Raw genomic sequence first — 19,566 nt, forward strand, 5'->3', positions numbered from 1 at the left:
CCGCGCTTCACACGCACGTATCTGCCGGTCAGGCGGGCAGGACGAGCCGGGCCGTCGTGCCGCTGGCAGCGAACAGTTCGAACGTGCCATTGAGCTGCTTGGCCAGCATCGCCGCGATGCGCAGGCCCAGACTGTCGCTCTTGGCCAGATCGAACCCGTCGGGCAGACCATGGCCATCGTCCATCACATCGACCTGCATCTGGCCATCGGCATCGCGGGTCAGCGACACGCGGATGGTGCCGGTTTCGCGGCCGGCAAAGCCATGTTCGATGGCATTGGCCATCGCCTCTGCCACGATCAGCGCCAGGGGCACGGCCTGATCCGGGGAAACGGCAGCATCCTGTTCCGCCTCGATCCGGCACTGGATGCCGGTCTGGCCGCTGGCCTCGACAATGTCGGCGCAGAGCGGCTTGAGAAACTCGTGCAGCGAGCGGGCCGCGCCGTCGGCATGATAAAGCTGGCGGCTGATCCGGCCGATCAGGGCAAGGCGGCGCGAAGCCTCGTCCAGCGCGCCCTTTGCCTGTTCATCCTGAATGCCGCGCCGTTGCAGCGACAACAGGCCGGCCGCAACCTGAAGATTGTTCGACACGCGATGCTGCAATTCGTTGAACAGCAGCGCGCGGGTTTCGGCGAGCGATCGGTTCAGTTCGCGCTCAACCGCCAGCCCCTTGTTTGCCTGTTGCAGCCAGTGGACGAGGAAAATGTCGGTGACGACGACGAACAGATAGAACCCCAGCGCGACAACGCCCGACCCGTGCAGGGTGAAGCTGTTGAATTCGGGGATGAAAAAATACCAGGCAACGACACCGCAGATCAGCGCCGCCAGCGCGCCCATCCGCACGCCCAGCAGGAACGAGATCAGGATGACGGCGGGAAAGAAGGTGACATAGGGAAAGCCGGGCGGCAGCAGCTTGTCAGTGGCGAACCGCAGGGCAATCGCCCCGCCGCTGATCAGCAGCGCCAGGCCAAGCGCAGTCCATGGCCGGTCCGCGAACAGCGGCAGCCGTTCCAGAAACCGTTGTCGCTTTCCATCCCCTGCGCTGTGCATCCGGCCCCTTCTCATCGTTAAGTCGTTTACGCCAAACGCGTTTTTCAACAAGGTCCGTCAGGAGCCGGGGGCCAACATAGGAAAATGGGGGGCCTGTCGCCAGACCCCCCACATCTTTTCCCGAACGATAAGGGGTGCCCTTATTCCTCGGTGATGAACGACGGCAGACCGATATCGCCGCCATCTTCCTTTTCGGCGCGTTCCGGGCGCGGACCGCGATCGCCGCGGTCACGGCGCGGGCCGCGATCACGCTCGCCGCGACCGCCACGGTCGCCACCGCCACCTTCGCGACGCGGGCCGCGGTCCGACCGCTCGCCACGCTCGCGCGGTTCGCGGGCGGGACGGGTATCCTCCAGCTCGGCACCGGTTTCCTGATCGACGACGCGCATCGACAGGCGAACCTTGCCGCGCTGGTCGATCTCGAGCACCTTCACCTTCACTTCCTGCCCTTCGGACAGGACGTCGGCGACCTTTTCGACGCGTTCATTCTTGATCTCGGACACGTGAACCAGGCCGTCCTTGCCGCCCATGAAGTTCACGAACGCGCCGAAATCAACGAGGTTGACGACCTTGCCGTTATAGACCTTGCCGACTTCCGGTTCCTCGACGATGCCCTTGATCCAGTTGATCGCGGCTTCGATCTGGCTGTGGTCGGACGAGGACACCTTGATCACGCCTTCGTCGTCGATGTCGACCTTGGCGCCGGTGGTGGCCACGATTTCGCGGATCACCTTGCCGCCCGTGCCGATCACGTCGCGGATCTTGGACTTGTCGATGGTGATCGTTTCGATCCGCGGCGCGTGCGCCGACAATTCGCTGCGCACTTCGCCCAGCGCCTTGTTCATCTCGCCCAGGATGTGCGCGCGGCCGTCCTTGGCCTGAGCCAGCGCAGCCTCGAAGATTTCGCGGGTGATGCCGGCGATCTTGATGTCCATCTGCATCGTGGTGATGCCTTCGGACGTGCCGGCGACCTTGAAGTCCATGTCGCCCAGATGATCTTCATCGCCCAGAATGTCCGACAGGATGGCGAACTTGTCGCCTTCCAGGATCAGGCCCATGGCGATGCCCGACACCGGCCGCTTGATCGGCACGCCGGCATCCATCATCGCCAGCGACCCGCCGCACACCGACGCCATCGACGACGAGCCGTTCGACTCCGTGATGTCGCTGGTCAGGCGGATGGTATAGGGAAACTCTTCCTTGGTCGGCAGCACCGGGTGCAGCGCGCGCCAGGCGAGCTTGCCATGACCGACTTCGCGGCGGCCCGGCGCACCGAAGCGGCCCACTTCACCGACCGAATAGGGCGGGAAGTTATAGTGCAGCATGAAATGCTGGTAGCTGAGGCCGTTCAGGCCGTCGATCATCTGTTCCGCATCCTTGGTGCCAAGGGTGCAGGTCGCGATCGTCTGCGTCTCGCCGCGCGTGAACAGCGCCGAGCCATGCGCGCGGGGCAGGAAATGCGTTTCCGCAACGATCGGGCGGATCTGGGTCGTGGTGCGACCGTCGATGCGCGTGCCGGTGTTCAGGATCGCGCCGCGGACGATTTCCGCTTCCAGCTTCTTGGTCAGCTTGATGCCGGCCATCACCGCCTGCGGATCCAGGCCGTCCTCGACGAACTGCGCCTTGGCCTTGGCCCGTGCCTCGTTCAGGGCGTTGGAACGCGCCGACTTGTCGGTCAGCTTATAGGCGGCGGCGATATCGTCGCCGATCAGCGCCTTCAGCTTGGCCTTGATCGCGGCGTTGTCGTCCGACGACGCCATTTCCCAGGGCTCCTTGGCGGCCTGTTCAGCCAGCTTGATGATCGCCTTGATCACCTCGCGGCAGGCATCGTGCGCGAACAGCACGGCGCCCAGCATGACCTCTTCCGACAGCTCCTTGGCTTCGGATTCGACCATCATCACCGCGTCGTAAGTGGCGGCGACGACCAGATCCAGCTCGCCCTCGGCAACCTGTTCGTCAGTCGGGTTCAGGATGTATTCGCCGTTGAGATAGCCGACGCGGGCAGCACCGATGGGGCCCATGAACGGCACGCCCGAAATCGTCAGCGCGGCCGACGCGGCGACCATTGCCAGAATGTCCGGCTCGTTTTCGCCGTCATAGCTCAGCACCTGAGCGATGGCGTTGATCTCGTTATAGAAGCCTTCGGGGAACAGCGGGCGGATCGGGCGGTCGATCAGTCGGGAAACCAGCGTTTCCTTTTCCGTCGCGCCGCGCTCACGCTTGAAAAAGCCGCCCGGAATGCGACCGGCGGCGGAATATTTTTCCTGATAATGGACGGTCAGCGGGAAGAAATCCTGCCCGTCCTTGACGCTCTTGGCAGCGGTGACGGCGCACAGAACGACGGTTTCGCCGAGGGTCGCCATGATGGCGCCGTCGGCCTGACGGGCAACCTTGCCCGTTTCGAGGGTCAGCGTCTTGCCGCCCCACTCGATCGATACGGTTTTCTTGTCGAACATTTGATTTCCTTCACCCCGCTGCCCGATGCAGTCGGGGGCCTCTTGGGTGGGTCCGTCCATCGGACCCGTTCTGAGGGCCGTTCCTGGCCCGGTGAAAGGGATGCCGGATTGCAGCCCTTTCTCAATCGCCGGCGAAATGCCGGGATAAATGAGAAGGGCGCCCGAAGGCGCCCTTCACGATTACTTGCGAAGACCCAGCTTCGCGATGAGCGCGGTGTAGCGGTCCGCGTCCTTCTTCTTCAGATAGTCGAGCAGCGCACGGCGCTTGTTGACCATCATCAGCAGGCCACGGCGCGAATGGTTGTCCTTCGCATGGCCCTTGAAGTGCTCGGTCAGGTTGGCGATGCGCTCGGACAGGATCGCGACCTGGACTTCCGGGCTGCCGGTGTCGCCATCGGCGCGGGCATGGTCCTTGATCAGCGCTTCCTTGCGCTCTGCGGTAATCGACATGAATGCGTTTCCCTCGACATCTTTTCTACAGGTTGAAGCCGCGAACCACCCGGAGTTCCCCGGCAATCGCCTCTGCCAGCGCAACCGGCACATCGTCCAGCATCGCAAAGCACAGGCCATCGGCTGCGGCAGTCCCGACCAGAACCCGCCCCTGACGGAGCAGCCCTGCCTGATCGGGGGTGAGGGAGAAAGCCGGGATGTCGTCCAGCCCCGCCCTCAACGGCAGGATATGGTGTTCAAGCGTGCCGCCCTTAGCAGCATCGGCCAGATTGTCCAGCGATATCGCCGGATTCAGACCGAACGGACCGGCCCTTGTCCGCCTGAGCATCGTCACATGGCCCACCGTGCCAAGCGCCAGGGCGATGTCGCGGGCAAGGCTGCGGATATAGGTGCCCTTGGACACATGGGCGCTGAGCGTCGCGTCGTCCAGCGGACCATCGCCCGGGCCGGGCTTCAGGGTCAGCGCGTGGATCGTGACCCGGCGGCTGGCGAGCACCACGTCCTCCCCCGCCCGCGCGCGGTCATAGGCGCGTTCACCGTCCACTTTCAGCGCGGAATAGGCGGGCGGCACCTGATCGATGGGACCGGTGAAGCGCGGCAGCACCGCGTCCACCTCTGCCCGGGTAGGGCGTTTGTCGCTGGCGGCGATCACCGCGCCTTCGGCATCCAGCGTATCGGTCTGCTCGCCGAAACGGATGGTGAATGCATACACCTTGTCGCTGTCGAGCATCCGGCCAGCCAGCTTCGTCGCCTCGCCGATCGCGATCGGCAGGACGCCGGTCGCCAGCGGGTCGAGCGTGCCGCCATGGCCGACCTTTGCCTTGCCATGCCCCGCCGCGCGCAGCGCGCGCTTGACCGCGCTGACCCCTTGCGTCGATCCAAGCCCGAGCGGCTTGTCGAGAATGATCCAGCCATGCACGCTCATTGGATCAGCGAGAACAGCCAGCCGATCACGATGTCCGCCACCGGCCCGACATAGCGCAGCACGACATTCGCCTGGGGCGAGACCATCGGCAGCACGACGAGCAGGATGATCAGCACCGGCAGCGCCAGCCGCCCGATCCGATTCCACGCGGGAACGGCGGCGCGCGGCAGCAGCCCTTCCACCACATGCCCCCCGTCAAAGGGCGGGATGGGCAGCAGGTTGAAGATCGCCAGGAACACGTTGATCACGACAAAGTTGAACAGGTTCTGCGCAATGAATTCGGCCACGCCCGCATCCAGCGATCCGGCATTGATCGCGATCAGCCCGCCGAGCAGGCCCGTCGCAATCAGCGCCAGCGCAATGTTCATCCCCGGCCCGGCCAGCGCGACCAGCATCATGTGCCAGCGCGGATTGCGCAGCCGGTCCCGCCGCACCGGCACCGGCTTTGCCCAGCCGAACATCGGCAGGCTGGCAATGGCCAGCGCCATCGGCAGGATCACCGTGCCGAACGGATCGACATGGCGGATGGGATTGAGCGACAGCCGCCCCAGCCGCGCCGCGGTGGGATCGCCCAGCATCCGCGCCACCAGGCCATGCGCCACTTCGTGAAACACGATGGCGATGACCAGCGGGACCAGCCAGGTGGCAATCGTATAGACGGTGTCCAACATGTCCGGCAGGTGGCCCCTGCCCGGCCTCGCGTCAATCCATCGTCGGGCCGTCAATCCCCGGTTCAGGACGGAAAGCGTCCTATCCGACGGCGACAGCGACGGGGAGCGATGCGATGCGCAACTTCGCGATGGTGATTGGCCTGTGGCTGGCGGGGGCATCGCCAGCGAGTGCACAGATCTGGGACGGCGGACGGTCGGCGGTGCCGGACACGCCCATGCCCGCCGACCCCGGCGTGACACCCATGCTGAACGACCTGCGGCGCGACCTGCGCACGGCAAGGCGCAGCGGCCAGATCACGCGGCAGGAGGAACGATCGCTGCGAAGGCAGGCCGCCGTCATTGCGGCGGCGCAGCGGCGCTATCGCAGCGCAGGGCTGTCATCGGGCGAGCGGCAGGAACTGATGGCGCGGACCGAGGCGCTGAAGGGCGCGATCGACGCGCAGCGGACCCCCTAACCCGCCAACGCGGCCATGAAATGGCGGCGGCATAGCGCGACATAGCGGTCATTGCCCCCAATCTCCGTCTGTGCGCCGCGCACCACCGGATTGCCGCCCGCATCGACCCGCAGGTTCATCGTCGCCTTTCGCCCGCATTCGCACACGGATTTCAGCTCGATCAGCGCATCCGCAATGGCCAGCAGCCGGGCCGAGCCGGGAAACAGCTGACCAAGAAAATCGGTGCGCAGGCCATAGGCAAGCACCGGGATGTTCAGCGTGTCGCACACGCGGGCCAGCTGATCCACCTGATCCGGGGTCAGGAACTGCGCCTCGTCCACCAGCACGCAGTCGATCCGGGCATCGCCGTGCGCCGCCGCGATTTCGTTATGAAGATCGGTTGCGGGTGCAAAGCAGTGGGCGGGCGCGGACAGGCCGATCCGCGATGCGATCACGCCGCGGCCCGCCCGGTCGTCCACCGCCGAGGTGTAGAGCATGGTCCGCTGACCCCGTTCCCGATAGTTGAAATCGGCCTGGAGCAGCGTGGTCGATTTGCCCGCGTTCATCGAGGCATAGTAGAAATAGAGCTTGGCCATGCGCCCCTTGTTGGCCGCGAGGCGCGCGGAAATCCAGCCCGCGCGTCGTTACCGCCGCGTTAACCATCCCGCGATAGACAGGGCCGGTATCGGGGAGACAGGCGGCCATGCGGCTGATCGTGCATATCGGGTTTCACAAGACGGCATCGACCTATCTTCAGCATCTGCTGAACCTGAACGCGGACGCGCTGGCCGCGCGCGGCGTGTGGTATCAGCGTCAGCCCGACTATCCCGCCCATCATGCCGCCGCCTGGGCGCTGCTGAACGGCGATGCCAGCCATCTGGAGCGGATGATCGCGGATGCACAGGCCGCAGGGTGCGGCACCGCCATCCTGTCGTCAGAGGATCTGGAGGGCGCGATCTTCAACCCCGGCGTCGCCGCGCTGATCGAGGAAGCGGCGGCGGATGCGGGCGTCACCACGCTGGAATGGCACGCCGCGATTCGCGAGCCGGGCGCCTATTTCGAAAGCATGTGCGCACAGCTTGCCTATCACACCTATGGCGACAGCCTGTTCATGTTCACCGAGGTGATGAAGAAGGGGATGCTGTTCGTCCCCGAACCGCAACCGGGGCGCGATGCCGTGCCCTACTGGTTCTATTGCTTCGATCATTTCGCCTATCTGACCGGCTTTGCCGCCGTGCCGGGCCGCGCGCTGTTCGTGCATGATTATGCCGACCGCACTCCCTATCCCGGCTGGCGCATGGTCGACCGGCTGGGCGTGATGGACGTGCTGACCACCGTGCCGAACGAGGCGGGGCACAATCACCGGCTGGCCCCGGAACAGGTGGCGCAATTCTATCGCGACCGGGTGCGCGAGGCGACGGGCGATGCCGCGACCTGGGGCATGGTGAGCGAGGCGGTGGACCGGAGCATCGCCGCCAGTCAGGGGACTGCGCCTGTCTATGCCCGCGCGGTCGGCCACCATTATGCCGACAGCTACCGGATGGCGGTGGAACGGTTCTGCCGCTGGTAAGCCGGAGTCCCCCTATTCGGTTCCGCTCTCGTCCTCGGCAAGGTCGCGGGCGACATGGGGATCGCGCAGCAGCCGGTCGATCCGTCCGCCCTCGTCGAAACTTTCATCGGCCAGGAACTTGAGCCGCGCGGCATATTTCAGGTTCACGCGCCGCGCCACTTCGCGCTGAAGATAGGCGGTGTTGGTGCGCAGCGCCTTCAGCACCGCATCCTCGTCCCGCCCGAGCAGCGGTTTGACGAAGACCGTCGCGTGCTTCAGGTCGGGCGACATCCGCACCTCGGTGATGCTGACCGGATGGCTGGCCAGCACATCGTCATGCACATCGCCGCGCTGAAGGATTTCAGACAAGATGTGGCGCACCTGTTCGCCGACGCGCAGCAGGCGGACCGAACGGGTTTCTGGAGTTTCCTGGGGCATGGCGCGCGCATAGCCGGATGCGGCGCAATCAACAATGCGGCACGGCCCGGCGCGCCGTTGCGAAGCGGCCTGTGCAGGCGCTAAGCGCGGGGGATGCAGCGCCATGTCTATCTGATCGACGATGACCCCATCCTGCGCGATTCGATGGCGCTGTTGCTGGGGCTGATGCCCGACCTGACCTTGCACGCATTCGATGGCGGGGCGGCATGGCTGGCGGTGGCGGACGGGGTGCCGCCGGGCGTCGTGCTGCTGGACCAGCAGATGCCGGGGCAGACGGGGATCGAGGTGCTGGCCGGTTATGCCGGGCGGCTGGCGATGCTGCCCACCCTGTTGATGACGGGTTCGGCCGATCGGGGACTGGAGCATCGGGCACTGGCCGCCGGGGCGATGGAAATGCTGGTCAAGCCGGTGCCGCCGGAACAGTTGCTGGCGGCGATCGGCCGGGGGATGGCGCGGCTGAACGATTGACCGCCGGTCAGGCGTGGATCAGCCAGTCGGCGGCGATTGCGGCCGCATCGCCGGGCGCATCGCGCAGCCGCCGTTCGGCCAGCCGCGCCGCATCGCCCAGCGGCGCGTCGCCGAACCTGCCCGCAACGCCCGCCAGCTGATGCAGCACATCGGCCAGCCGCGCGCCATCGCCCGATCCGTCCGCCACCTCGCGCGCCATGGCTACCGCTTCGGCCCGGCGTTGGGCATAGCGCGCAGCCAGCGGATCGTCGCCCGCCCGTGCGCCGGATACCGGGCCTGCGGGCGCATCGCCGCGCGTCATCTGGGCAACGACCGCGCTGATCGCCGCCGCCGTTACCGGCTTTGCCAGATGCGCCTGCATCCCGGCATCGAGGCAGCGTTCGACATCGTCGGCAAAGGCATTGGCGGTCAGCGCGACGATCGGCAGGCGGTCGGAATCGAATCCCGCCTGACGCAGGCGGCGCGTGGCGGCCAGCCCGTCCATCACCGGCATCTGCACGTCCATCAGCACCAGGGCATAGGGCGTGCCCGCCATTGCCGCGCGCGCCACCATGGCCACCGCCTGTTCCCCGTCATGCGCGAAATCGGCATCCAGACCGGCATGGACCGCGATATCGGCCATCAGCGCGCGGTTGATGTCGTGATCCTCCGCGATCAGCACACGCGGCGCACCGGGCGGCAGGGTGGCGCCGGCGGCGGGCCGCGGCGGCGGCGTGCGGGGCAGCGGCGCGTCCGGCGGCGGGGGCATGGCGACCGCGGCATCCGGCGGTGCCAGCACCAGCGGCAGGGTCAGCGTGAAACAGGCCCCCTCGCCCGGTCGGCTGTCCAGCGTGATCGCGCCGCCAAGCAGGTCGGCAAGCTGCGCCGAAATGGCAAGGCCAAGGCCGGTCCCGCCATGCTGGCGCAGCGCCCCGGCATCCGCCTGGGCAAAGGCGGCGAACACGCGTTCATGCTGATCGGCGGGAATGCCGATGCCGGTATCGCGCACGGCAATCGCCAGCCGGTCGCCGCCGGGGTCCGCCAGCACGGAAACGGACAGCGATACCTGCCCCTGCTGCGTGAACTTGACCGCATTGCCGGTCAGGTTGACGAGGATCTGCCGCATCCGCAGCGGATCCGACTGGATACGGACCGGCACGTCAGGCGCGACCGAGACAACCACCGCCACGCCCTTGCCCTGCGCGACGGGTTCGAACAGGGCGGCGACCGACCGGGTCAGCGCAGCGGGATCCAGCGGTTCCGGCCGCGCCTGAAGCTGTCCAGCCTCGATCTTGGACAGATCGAGAATGTCGTTGAGCAGGCGCATCATCGACCCACCCGAATCGACGATCATTTCCACTTGCCGCCGCTGATCGGTGTCGAGATCAGAGGCGAGCAGAAGATCGGCAAAGCCCAGCACGCCATTCATGGGCGTGCGGATCTCATGGCTCATATTGGCTAGGAACATTGCCTTGACCGCCGCGGCCTGTTCGGCGCGCTGACGCGCCTCCTCAAGGTCAAACTCCAGCGCCTTGCGCGCGGAAATGTCGCGGATCGACGCGACGACCTCCTCCGGCTCGCCGGTCTGCTCGGACCGCACGAGGCGGCAGCTCGCCTCGACCCACAGATAGTCGCGCATCCCATGCACCAGTTGCGTGCGATAGGCGACGACGCAGCGATCGGTGGTTCCGCTGACCAGCGCGGCAAAGGCGGCGCGCGCCCGCACATCGTCGTCGGGATGAAACCGGTCCAGCATGTTGTAACCGACCAGCCCCTCGGACGGCAGGCCGAGCAGGTCGCTGGTGGCGGGGGAGGCATAGCGGCAGATGCCGTCCAGCCCGATCCGGAAAATCGCATCGGTCGTATGCGTGGCAAGCAGGCTGAGCTGGCGCTCGCGGTCGGCCAGCACCTTGGCCATTTCCTTGCGATCGGTAATGTCGACGGTCACGCCGATGAACCCGATCAGGGTGCCGTTGGCATCGCGTTCCGGCGCGGCAAGCAGATCGACCCAGCGCACGCTGCCATCGGTGTGGATCCAGCGCATCTCTTCCCGAAATTCGCGTTCGGCGGCGACGGTGGACAGCCAGCCGTCGATGATCCGCTGGCGATCATCGGGGTGCATCGCGTCGACGACATTGCCGGACAGCGCCTGTTCCTCGGTCACGCCGCTCATCTGCAGCCAGGCAGGATTGACATAGTTGCTGTGGCCATCGCGGCCGGTGCGGAAAATGCCAGCAGGCGACAGCACGGCAAGCGTCTGGAACCGCTTTTCGCTTTCCGACAGGGCGGTCAGCGCCAGATGCGCCTCGGTCACATCGCGGATGTTGCCGGTGACGCCGGCGAAGCTGCCATCGTCATTGGCCAGCCGCCGGATCGTCACCTCGATGTGACGCAGCGCCCCCGCCTTGTCCGTGAACCGCTGGCGCAGCCGCGCCTCCTCGATCTCGCCCGCCTCGACCCGCGGATAGAGCGCCAGGGCAGCGGCATAATCATCGGGGTGCAGCAGCCGGGTGGTGTACCAGCCCATGCTTTCCGCGACCGTATAGCCGGTCAGCACTTCCCAGGCGGGATTGAGGAATATCCAGCGCCCCTCCGCATCGGTGCGGAACACCACATCCGACATGTTGGTCAGGATGGAGGCCGCGAAATTGCGGCTTTCGGACAGCTGATCGGCCATCGCCTGCCGTCCGCGCAGCAGCGCCGCCACGGGCAGGCCCATCGCGAAATTGACTGCGAGGAACAGTTGCAGCGCGAACAGCTGTTCGGTGCTGCCGCCATCCACCAGCAGCGCGATCGGCCCCCATCCCGCCAGCGTCGCCGCCGAACTGATCAGCGAGACAAAGGCGATGGCGACAGCCGTGCCGACCATGCCGGTGCGGAACGCGGCGTACAGCACCATCGGACAGACAAGGAACAGGAACGGATAGGTCGCCTGGGTAAAGACGATGGCGGTGGTGCCGATCGTGCCCAGCAGGACGGCGATGCCGCCCGGCGTCATCAGGATCGCCGCCTTTGCCGGATGGCGCACCGCATCCGCCGCGATCAGGATCAGCGGGGTCAGCAGCATCAGGCCGAGCGCATCGGCCATGAACCAGGTGCTCCACACCGTCCAACTGAGCGATGCCCCGTCCGGCAACAGGATGATAGTGGCCAGGCTGGACGAGGCCGTCGTCGCCGCCACCACCGCCGCCAGCAGCCGGCCGAGATCGGGCAGCGCGTCCATGCGCAGGCCATCCGGCGCGATGCGGCGGATCAACAGGAACAGGATCGTGACCTCGACCGCATTGACCAGCGCCAGGGTGAGCGAATGGCCGGGGGTGTCGCCGGTCAGGGTGTTGGCCGCGACGTTGGCGGCAAAGCTGGCCAGGATATAGAGCGGCGCGACGCGCGGCCGGTCGCGCAGGATCGCGGCGACCAGCAAGGCGTTGGACAGCCACAGGGCGGCGACGCGCGTTCCTTCCCGCGTCATCGTGATGTTCAGCCAGGCCAGGAAACCGAAACCCAGCGCGACCGCCAGGATGCGCAGCGCCCGCGCGACATGGCTGTTCAATGCGCGGGCATCGCCCGCATCGTCGCTGCCGCGATCAGAGATCCAGGGCTTCATACTGCGCCGGCGGCTTGATCCCTTCCATCCGTTCGGCAAGCAGAGGGCGGAAGCTGGGCCTGCTTTTCATGCCCAGATACCATCGCTTTGCCTGTTCGTGCGTTTTCCAATCGATGCCGCCAAGATAGTCGGCCACGGAAATCTGCGCCGCCGCGGCCAGATCAGCGAGGCTCATGGTCGACCCGCCGATCCAGTTGGTGTGATCGAGCAGGAAGTCGATATAATCGAGATGCTCCACCGCCGCCTTCATCGTCTGACGCAGCACGGCGGTGTCGGGCGACAGGCGATGGACCAGCCGCTTTTCCATCCGCTCAAGCAGCAGCGGCGCGGTGACATCGCGATAGAATTGCGTGTCGAACCAGGCGATCAGGCGGCGGATTTCCGCGCGGTCGGCCGCGGTCCCGCCCATCAGCGTGGCGCGGTCGACCGTTTCCTCGAAATATTCGCAGATCGCGACCGAATCGATCAGTTTCAGCCCGCGCGCCTGATCGACCATGACCGGCGTCTGGCCGGCGGGATTCAGGTCGAGAAACTCGTCCTGCCGTTCCCAGGGCAGATAGCGGACGGGTTCATAGCCGACGCCCTTTTCCCCCAGCATCAACCGCACCTTGCGGGAAAAGGGACACAGGGTGAACTGAAGAAGCTGCCACATCATGCCGACATAACCCGCACGCCGGGCGGGGGGAAGCGGGCAAGCCGATCGAATCGCGGTTCAGGACGACAAACCGCGGTCATCGCCCGTCGTGCCGGATGGATTGCCGGTCCGGTACGACGGGCGAGATGCGGTTATTCGGCGGCGACCATTTCCTGATCCGCGTCGTCGTTCAGCGGTTCGGGCAGTCGGGTCAGCATCTCCTTTGGCACCACCTGCCAGAACTGCCCGACCGCGCGGTCCCAATCTTCGAGCAGCTCGCCCGCCCATTTGCTGTCCGTGGCGGCACGATGCGCCTCGACCAACGCGCGCAGGCGGCCCTCCCAATGCGCCGAGGCGATGCGTTGCCACACGATACTTTCCGGGTTGGCGCGGGCGGCAAAGCTGCCATCGGCATCGTGGATGAAGGCCATGCCGCCGGTCATCCCCGCGCCAAAATTGGCGCCCACCGGACCCAGCACGACGGCAGTGCCGCCGGTCATGTATTCGCAGCCATTGGCGCCGCAGCCCTCGACCACCACTTCGGCGCCCGAGTTGCGGACGGCGAAGCGCTCACCCGCCTGACCAGCGGCGAACAGCCGGCCGCTCGTCGCGCCATACAGCACCGTGTTGCCGATGATCGTGTTGTCCTGGCTGACCAGCTGCGACGAGACGAGCGGGCGCACGATGATCGTGCCGCCGGACAGCCCCTTGCCCACATAATCATTGGCATCGCCGAACACGTCGAGCGTGACCCCCTTGCACAGGAACGCGCCCAGCGACTGGCCGGCGGACCCGCGCAGGCGGACATGGACATGGCCGTCATTCAGCTTATCCATGCCAAAGATGCGCGTGATCTCGCTCGACAGGCGCGTGCCGACCGCGCGGTGCGTGTTGCGCACCGAATATTGCAGCTGCATCTTTTCGCCGCGAGCAAAGACCGGCGCGGCATCCTTGATCATCTGCGCGTCCAGGCTTTCCGGCACTTCGTTGCGGAAGGTGGTCAGGCTGAACCGCCGTTCCGCCTCGGTCGCATCGACCTTGGCCAGGATGGGGTTGAGGTCGAGATCATCCAGATGCTCGGCCCCGCGCGACACCTGCTTCAGCAATTCGGTGCGGCCGATGATTTCGTCCAACGAGCGGACGCCCAGCCGGGCCAGGATCTCGCGCACTTCCTCGGCGATGAAGGTCATCAGGTTGATGACCTTTTCCGGCGTGCCGACGAACTTGGCGCGCAGCGCCTCGTCCTGCGTGCACACGCCCACCGGACAGGTGTTGGAATGGCACTGACGCACCATGATGCAGCCCATCGCGACCAGGCTGAGCGTACCAATCCCGAATTCCTCGGCACCCAGGATCGCGGCGATCACGATGTCGCGCCCGGTCTTCAGCCCGCCATCGGTGCGCAGCTTCACCCGGCCGCGCAGGCCGTTCAGCGTCAGCGTCTGGTTCACCTCCGACAGGCCCATTTCCCAGGGCGTGCCAGCATATTTGATGCTGGTCTGCGGGGATGCGCCGGTGCCGCCGACATGGCCGGAGACGAGGATAACGTCGGCATGCGCCTTTGCCACGCCCGCCGCGACGGTGCCGATGCCCGCGCTGGACACCAGCTTCACGCACACCCGCGCGCGCGGATTGATCTGTTTCAGGTCATAGATGAGCTGGGCCAGATCCTCGATCGAATAGATGTCATGGTGCGGCGGGGGCGAGATCAGCGTCACGCCCGGCGTTGAATGGCGCAGGCGCGCGATGAACTCGGTCACTTTGAAGCCCGGCAGCTGGCCGCCCTCGCCGGGCTTGGCACCTTGCGCGACCTTGATCTCGATTTCCTCGCACGCGTTCAGATATTCGGCGGTGACGCCGAACCGTCCGCTCGCCACCTGCTTGATGACCGAATTGGCATTGTCGCCATTGGCATAGGGGGAATAGCGGATCTTGTCCTCGCCGCCCTCGCCCGACACCGCCTTGGCCCCGATGCGGTTCATCGCGATGGCCAGCGTCTCGTGCGCTTCCGGCGACAAGGCGCCCAGGCTCATGCCCGGCGTGACGAACCGCTTGCGGATTTCGGTGATCGCCTCGACCTGATCGATGGCAATGCCTTCGCCCGGGAAATTGAATTCCAGCAGATCGCGCAGATAGATCGGCGGCAGGTCGCGGACCCCACGCGAGAATTGCAGATAGGTCGAATAGCTATCGCTGGACACCGACGATTGAAGCAGGTGCATCAGCTGCGCCGAATAGGCGTGCGCCTCGCCATCGGCGCGGTGGCGGTAAAAACCGCCGATGGGCAGCGTGGCGACCGCCGCATCGAACGCGGCTTCGTGCCGTTCGGAACAGTTGACGTAGAGCGAGGCATAGCCCTCGCCCGAAATCTTGGCCGGCATACCGGGGAACAGGTCGTGGACCAGTGCCCGCGACAGGCCGACCGCTTCGAAATTATAACCGCCCCGATAGCTGGAGATCACGGCGATCCCCATTTTCGACATGATCTTTAAGAGGCCCTCGTTGATCGCCTTGCGGTGATTTTCCAGCGCCTTTTCAATGGCGATATCGCCGAACAGGCCGCGGGCATGGCGGTCGGCAATGGCGGCTTCGGCCAGATAGGCGTTCACCGTCGTCGCGCCGACGCCGATCAGGACGGCGTAATAATGCGTGTCCAGACACTCGGCGGTGCGGACGTTGATGCTGGCATAGGAACGCAGGCCTTGCCGAACCAGGTGCGTGTGCACCGCCGCCGCCGCCAGCACGCCCGGTATGGCCATGTTGTCGGCATCGACCGCCTCGTCGGTCAGGAACAGTTCGGCCTTGCCCTCGCGCACAGCCTGTTCCGCCTCTGCCCGGATGCGGGCGATGGCGGCGCGCAGCCCCTCTGCCCCCGAACCGGCGGGGAACAGGCAGGAAATGGTCGCCGCGCTGGCCCCGAAATTGGCCCGCAGCCGATCCCATTCGGCGCAGGTGAGCACCGGCGAATCCAGCACCAGCACCGGGTTAGGCCGTTCGGCCGTTTCCAGGATGTTGGCCAGATTGCCGAAGCGGGTCTTCAGGCTCATCACCTGCCGTTCGCGCAAGGAGTCGATCGGCGGGTTGGTCACCTGGCTGAAATTCTGGCGGAAGAACTGACTGATCAGGCGCGGCTTGTCGGAAATGACCGCCAGCGGCGTATCATCGCCCATCGATCCGATCGCTTCCTTGGCCGTGGTGACCATGGGCGACAGGATCAGTTCCATATCCTCAAGCGTCTGACCGGCCGCGACCTGCCGCCGGGCAAGGTCGGCCCGGTCGAAGCGCAGGACGCCGGACCCGGTATCGGGCAGGTCGGCGATCGACTGGAAATTGGCGACGAGCGCGGCGTAATCCGCCTCTCCGGCAATCCGGTCCTTGATCGCCTGATCCTTGTAGAGCGCACCCTCGTCCAGATCGACGGCGATCATCTGACCCGGCCCAAGCCGCCCCTTTTCCAGCACCGTCGCCTCCGGCACCGGGACCATGCCGGTTTCCGAACCCACGATCAGCAGGCCGTCATTAGTGCGGGTATAGCGCAGCGGACGCAGCGCATTGCGATCGAGGCCCGCCACCGCCCAGCGGCCGTCCGTCATTGCCAGCGCGGCCGGGCCGTCCCACGGCTCCATCACGCTGGCCAGATACTGATACATGGCGCTGTGCGCGGCCGGCACATCGTCATTGCCCTGCCATGCCTCCGGCACCAGCATCAGCTTGGCCGTCGGCGCGTCCTTGCCGGACCGGGCCAGCGCCTCGAACACCGCATCCAGCGCCGCCGTGTCGGATGCGCCCGCCGGGATCACCGGCTTGATGTCCTCGCTGCGCTCACCGAACGCGATCGACGCCATCTTGATCTCGTGGCTGAGCATCCAGTTCTTGTTGCCGCGGATCGTATTGATCTCGCCATTATGCGCCAGACAGCGGAACGGCTGGGCCAGCCACCATTGCGGAAAGGTGTTGGTCGAATACCGCTGGTGGAAAATGGCGACGCGGCTTTCGAACCGTTCGTCCAGCAGGTCGGGATAAAATTCGCTCAGGCTTTCGGCAAGGAACAGCCCCTTGTAGATGATCGAGCGGCACGACAGCGAACAGATATAAAAGCCGCTGACCTGCGCCGCGATCACTCGCTTTTCGATGCGGCGGCGAACCAGATACAGCGTCTTTTCGAACTCGGCCTCGCTGGCTGCATCGGGCAGCGGCCCGGCGATCATGATCTGTTCGATCTCCGGCCGGGTGGCCTGCGCCTTCTGCCCGATCACCGCGACGTTCACCGGCACCTGGCGCCAGCCATAGATGGTGAAGCCAGCGTCGATCAGCTCGGCCTCGACGATGGTGCGGCACAGTTCCTGGGCGCCAAGGTCGGTGCGCGGCAGGAACACCATGCCGACCGCCAGCCGGTTGGGCAGCACGCGGTGGCCGCTGTCGGCAATGGCATCGTCGAAAAACGCGATGGGCAGATCGACATGGATGCCCGCGCCGTCGCCGGTCTTGCCATCGGCATCCACGGCGCCGCGGTGCCACACCGCCTTCAGCGCATCGATGCCCGCCTGAACCACGCGGCGCGACCGCCGCCCGTCCGTCGCAGCGATCAGGCCGACGCCGCAGGCATCGCCTTCGAACTCCGGCCGGTACATCCCCTCGCTGGCAAGGCGGAGGCGTTCGGAATCAAGATGCTGCGTCATGGTCATTCGCTCTTTTCGGCTGGCTTGGAGGGGGCGGGCAGATGCGCAGTCGCGGCCTCCACTTTCTTCATGATGGCGGGCATGGCCTGCATCATTTTCGGGCTGAGCGTGGTCATCTCGCTCATCATTTCCGGTGACGTGAACAGCACCAGATAGTCGCCGGCGAAGGTCCGGCCGGTGGGCGTCGCGAAAAACCGGTCCAGGTCGGTGAGCTGTTCCGGGGAATACCGCTTGGCAAGCTCACGGCCCAGGGCGCTGCGGATGACCGGCTCCATCTCGCCGAACAGCACGGCCATTTCCTCGCCCATGACGCGGGTCATGATCTTCGTGCGCTCTTCAAAGGCGGGGTCCGCCTTTCGCGCCTTTTCCGCGACGGTTTCGGTGTCGCTGGGATCGACGCCCAGTTCCGCCCCCGTCATCTTCATGGACTGGGCCATGATGGTATCGACCATCTTCGGAAACATGTCCTGCATGATGCGGCCATAGATGCCGGGCGGGATCAGTGCGGCGGCGACCCGGTCGGCAGCCCCGGATGGAGTGGCCGTGGACGGCGTTGCAACGGGTGCCGCCGTCTGAGCCGCGGCGGGGGCAGCAACCGGCAGCAATGCCGCGATCAGCAGGGCACGCATCATGCCGCTACCTGTTCGGCGCGAGCCTTTTGCTTCAGCCAGGCGTGGATCTTTTGGCTGACATCGCGGGCATCACGGATCGCCCAGACGACCAGGCTGGCCCCGCGCACGATGTCGCCGGCGGCGAACACGCCATAGAGGTTGGTCATCATCGTCTGATGATCCACGCGGACCGTGCCCCAGCGGGTGACGCCCAGTTCCTCGGCCCCGAACAGCTTGGGCAGATCCTCTGCGTCATAGCCCAGCGCCTTGACCACCAGATCGGCGTCCAGGCGGAACTCGCCACCCGGTTCCGCCTCCGGCGCGCGGCGGCCGCTGGCATCGGGCGCGCCAAGGCGCATCCGCGTGGCGCGGACGGCCGTCACATGACCCTCGCCATTCGCGTCGAACGCCTCCGGCGCGGAAAGCCAGACGAATTCGACGCCCTCTTCCTCGGCATTGGCGACTTCGCGCTGCGAGCCGGGCATATTGGCGCGGTCGCGGCGATACAGGCACTTCACCGATTTCGCGCCCTGACGGATCGAGGTGCGGACACAGTCCATGGCAGTGTCGCCGCCGCCGATCACCACCACGTTCTTGCCGGCCGCATTCAGGCTGCCATCATCGAACGCAGGCACGGCATCGCCAAAGCTCTTGCGGTTGGAGGCGGTAAGGAAATCCAGCGCCTCGACCACCCCGGTGCTGCCGATGCCCGGCGCCTTGATCTCGCGCGGCTTGTACACGCCCGTCGCGATCAGCAGCGCGTCATGGCGCGAGCGCAGGTCATCCAGCGTCGCATCCTCACCCACCGAGAAATTGAGGTGGAATTGAACCCCGCCCGCCGCCAGACGCTCGACCCGGCGCATGACGACTTCCTTCTCCAGCTTGAAGCCGGGGATGCCATAGGTCAGCAGGCCGCCCGCCCGGTCGTGCCGGTCATAGACATGAACGTCATAACCCAGCGCGCGCAGATAATCCGCCGCGCTCAGCCCCGCCGGACCCGCGCCGACGATGCCGACCGACTGGCCACGCGCCGGTCCCGCGACCAGCGGTTCGACCCATCCCTGTTCCCAAGCGGTGTCGGTGATGAATTTTTCGACAGAGCCGATGGTGACCGCGCCATGGCCCGAAAACTCGATGACGCAATTCCCCTCGCACAACCGGTCCTGCGGACAGATGCGGCCGCAGATTTCGGGCATGGTCGACGTGCTGTTCGACAGCTCATACGCCTCGCGCAGCCGTCCTTCCGCCGTCAGGCGCAGCCAGTCGGGGATATGGTTCTGCAGCGGGCAGTGAACCGAACAATAGGGCACGCCGCATTGCGAACAGCGCCCAGCCTGATCCTCGGCGCTGGGCAGGGCATAGCGGTCGGCGATTTCCCGGAAATCCCTGGCACGCAATTCCGGCGCGCGCTTGGCGGGATAGGATTGATCCCGCACCACGAATTTCAGCATCTTGTCATCAGCCATGGATCATCGCCCTTGTTACGGGGCTGCGCATAGCGTCGGAAAAGCGCGGAGTCACGCACTTTTGAGCATATAGGTCAGCTACTGTGACCTATTATTCCCGGCCGGAACGTCAGATGCCGGATTAGGCCGCGCAACTTCCTTTCATAAGTTCCGT

15 protein-coding genes are annotated in these 19,566 nt (G+C 65.8%); 3 read left to right on the top strand and 12 right to left on the bottom strand.

Translation table 11 applies throughout. The annotated features are described in order from the left end of the window. Nucleotides 1–28: 28 nt before the first annotated feature. The 5 genes from ACNI3Q_RS05145 to ACNI3Q_RS05165 form a co-directional block, all read right to left on the bottom strand. Entirely contained in the window at nt 29–1,048 is a 1,020-nt protein-coding gene (locus ACNI3Q_RS05145) for a sensor histidine kinase (RefSeq protein WP_426274563.1), read from the bottom strand. 140 nt (nt 1,049–1,188) lie between these two features. Further along, entirely contained in the window at nt 1,189–3,504 is a 2,316-nt protein-coding gene (gene pnp, locus ACNI3Q_RS05150) for a polyribonucleotide nucleotidyltransferase (protein WP_426274565.1), read from the bottom strand. 180 nt (nt 3,505–3,684) lie between these two features. Next, entirely contained in the window at nt 3,685–3,954 is a 270-nt protein-coding gene (gene rpsO, locus ACNI3Q_RS05155; RefSeq protein ID WP_260020644.1) for a 30S ribosomal protein S15, read from the bottom strand. A 25-nt stretch (nt 3,955–3,979) separates the two neighbouring features. After that, entirely contained in the window at nt 3,980–4,879 is a 900-nt protein-coding gene (gene truB, locus ACNI3Q_RS05160; protein ID WP_426274568.1) for a tRNA pseudouridine(55) synthase TruB, read from the bottom strand. Beyond that, on the bottom strand, nt 4,876–5,550 hold the full coding sequence (locus ACNI3Q_RS05165; RefSeq protein ID WP_426274570.1) for a site-2 protease family protein: 675 nt from the start codon (nt 5,548–5,550) through the stop codon (nt 4,876–4,878). The genes truB and ACNI3Q_RS05165 overlap by 4 nt, the downstream gene beginning before the upstream one ends. 113 nt (nt 5,551–5,663) lie before the next feature. Here ACNI3Q_RS05165 and ACNI3Q_RS05170 point away from each other — a divergent pair, with 113 nt between their 5' ends. Continuing rightward, the gene (locus ACNI3Q_RS05170; RefSeq protein ID WP_426274572.1) at nt 5,664–6,005 is read left to right on the top strand and encodes a hypothetical protein; all 342 of its coding nucleotides are present in this window, start codon (nt 5,664–5,666) and stop codon (nt 6,003–6,005) included. On the opposite strand, the gene ACNI3Q_RS05175 is transcribed toward ACNI3Q_RS05170, so the two are convergent. After that, a complete protein-coding gene (locus ACNI3Q_RS05175; protein WP_426274574.1) occupies nt 6,002–6,580 on the bottom strand; it encodes a thymidine kinase in 579 nt (192 codons plus the stop codon). The two genes, ACNI3Q_RS05170 and ACNI3Q_RS05175, sit on opposite strands and share 4 nt — an antisense overlap. Before the next feature lie 107 nt (nt 6,581–6,687). Between ACNI3Q_RS05175 and ACNI3Q_RS05180 the strand changes: the two genes are divergently transcribed. Continuing rightward, nucleotides 6,688–7,554, top strand: a complete 867-nt coding sequence (locus ACNI3Q_RS05180; protein ID WP_426274576.1) for an SGNH/GDSL hydrolase family protein — start codon at nt 6,688–6,690, stop codon at nt 7,552–7,554. 12 nt (nt 7,555–7,566) lie between these two features. Here ACNI3Q_RS05180 and rbfA read toward each other — a convergent pair whose 3' ends face one another. Next, complete coding sequence (gene rbfA / locus ACNI3Q_RS05185) at nt 7,567–7,971, bottom strand: 30S ribosome-binding factor RbfA (protein ID WP_426274578.1); 405 nt, start codon at nt 7,969–7,971, stop codon at nt 7,567–7,569. A 93-nt stretch (nt 7,972–8,064) separates the two neighbouring features. On the opposite strand from rbfA, the gene ACNI3Q_RS05190 reads away from it, so the two are divergent. Next, nucleotides 8,065–8,439 (top strand): response regulator transcription factor, encoded by a 375-nt coding sequence (locus ACNI3Q_RS05190; protein WP_426274580.1) that lies wholly within the window; start codon nt 8,065–8,067, stop codon nt 8,437–8,439. Between the two features lie 7 nt (nt 8,440–8,446). On the opposite strand, the gene ACNI3Q_RS05195 is transcribed toward ACNI3Q_RS05190, so the two are convergent. From ACNI3Q_RS05195 to ACNI3Q_RS05215, 5 genes are all read right to left on the bottom strand, one after another. After that, nucleotides 8,447–12,022: a PAS domain S-box protein gene (locus tag ACNI3Q_RS05195; RefSeq protein WP_426274582.1), complete on the bottom strand. Its 3,576-nt coding sequence runs from the start codon at nt 12,020–12,022 to the stop codon at nt 8,447–8,449. Further along, nucleotides 12,003–12,674: a glutathione S-transferase family protein gene (locus ACNI3Q_RS05200; protein WP_426275619.1), complete on the bottom strand. Its 672-nt coding sequence runs from the start codon at nt 12,672–12,674 to the stop codon at nt 12,003–12,005. Before ACNI3Q_RS05200 ends, ACNI3Q_RS05195 begins: the two co-directional genes overlap by 20 nt. Nucleotides 12,675–12,808: 134 nt before the next feature. After that, nucleotides 12,809–17,335, bottom strand: coding sequence for a glutamate synthase large subunit (gltB, locus tag ACNI3Q_RS05205; RefSeq protein WP_426274584.1), 4,527 nt, complete (start codon nt 17,333–17,335; stop codon nt 12,809–12,811). A gap of 2 nt (nt 17,336–17,337) precedes the next feature. Next, on the bottom strand, nt 17,338–17,967 hold the full coding sequence (locus ACNI3Q_RS05210; protein ID WP_426274585.1) for a DUF2059 domain-containing protein: 630 nt from the start codon (nt 17,965–17,967) through the stop codon (nt 17,338–17,340). Beyond that, nucleotides 17,964–19,412 carry an NAD(P)-dependent oxidoreductase gene (locus ACNI3Q_RS05215; RefSeq protein ID WP_426274587.1) on the bottom strand — a complete coding sequence of 483 codons (1,449 nt, stop codon included), beginning with the start codon at nt 19,410–19,412 and terminating at the stop codon, nt 17,964–17,966. Before ACNI3Q_RS05215 ends, ACNI3Q_RS05210 begins: the two co-directional genes overlap by 4 nt. Between the last annotated feature and the right edge of the window lie 154 nt (nt 19,413–19,566).

It is taken from the genome of Sphingomonas eleionomae, from assembly GCF_049889035.1.
In the GTDB taxonomy this organism is placed as follows: domain Bacteria; phylum Pseudomonadota; class Alphaproteobacteria; order Sphingomonadales; family Sphingomonadaceae; genus Sphingomonas.

What these genes read in the sequence shown, in the direction of transcription:
- ACNI3Q_RS05180 (WP_426274576.1), top strand. Translation starts at nt 6,688, where the DNA reads ATGCGGCTGATCGTGCATATCGGGTTTCACAAGACGGCATCGACCTAT.
- ACNI3Q_RS05215 (WP_426274587.1), bottom strand. Translation starts at nt 19,412, where the DNA reads ATGGCTGATGACAAGATGCTGAAATTCGTGGTGCGGGATCAATCCTAT.
- ACNI3Q_RS05170 (WP_426274572.1), top strand. Translation starts at nt 5,664, where the DNA reads ATGCGCAACTTCGCGATGGTGATTGGCCTGTGGCTGGCGGGGGCATCG.
- ACNI3Q_RS05165 (WP_426274570.1), bottom strand. Translation starts at nt 5,550, where the DNA reads ATGTTGGACACCGTCTATACGATTGCCACCTGGCTGGTCCCGCTGGTC.
- rbfA (WP_426274578.1), bottom strand. Translation starts at nt 7,971, where the DNA reads ATGCCCCAGGAAACTCCAGAAACCCGTTCGGTCCGCCTGCTGCGCGTC.
- pnp (WP_426274565.1), bottom strand. Translation starts at nt 3,504, where the DNA reads ATGTTCGACAAGAAAACCGTATCGATCGAGTGGGGCGGCAAGACGCTG.
- gltB (WP_426274584.1), bottom strand. Translation starts at nt 17,335, where the DNA reads ATGACGCAGCATCTTGATTCCGAACGCCTCCGCCTTGCCAGCGAGGGG.
- ACNI3Q_RS05200 (WP_426275619.1), bottom strand. Translation starts at nt 12,674, where the DNA reads ATGTGGCAGCTTCTTCAGTTCACCCTGTGTCCCTTTTCCCGCAAGGTG.
- rpsO (WP_260020644.1), bottom strand. Translation starts at nt 3,954, where the DNA reads ATGTCGATTACCGCAGAGCGCAAGGAAGCGCTGATCAAGGACCATGCC.
- ACNI3Q_RS05145 (WP_426274563.1), bottom strand. Translation starts at nt 1,048, where the DNA reads ATGCACAGCGCAGGGGATGGAAAGCGACAACGGTTTCTGGAACGGCTG.
- ACNI3Q_RS05195 (WP_426274582.1), bottom strand. Translation starts at nt 12,022, where the DNA reads ATGAAGCCCTGGATCTCTGATCGCGGCAGCGACGATGCGGGCGATGCC.
- ACNI3Q_RS05175 (WP_426274574.1), bottom strand. Translation starts at nt 6,580, where the DNA reads ATGGCCAAGCTCTATTTCTACTATGCCTCGATGAACGCGGGCAAATCG.
- truB (WP_426274568.1), bottom strand. Translation starts at nt 4,879, where the DNA reads ATGAGCGTGCATGGCTGGATCATTCTCGACAAGCCGCTCGGGCTTGGA.
- ACNI3Q_RS05210 (WP_426274585.1), bottom strand. Translation starts at nt 17,967, where the DNA reads ATGATGCGTGCCCTGCTGATCGCGGCATTGCTGCCGGTTGCTGCCCCC.
- ACNI3Q_RS05190 (WP_426274580.1), top strand. Translation starts at nt 8,065, where the DNA reads ATGCAGCGCCATGTCTATCTGATCGACGATGACCCCATCCTGCGCGAT.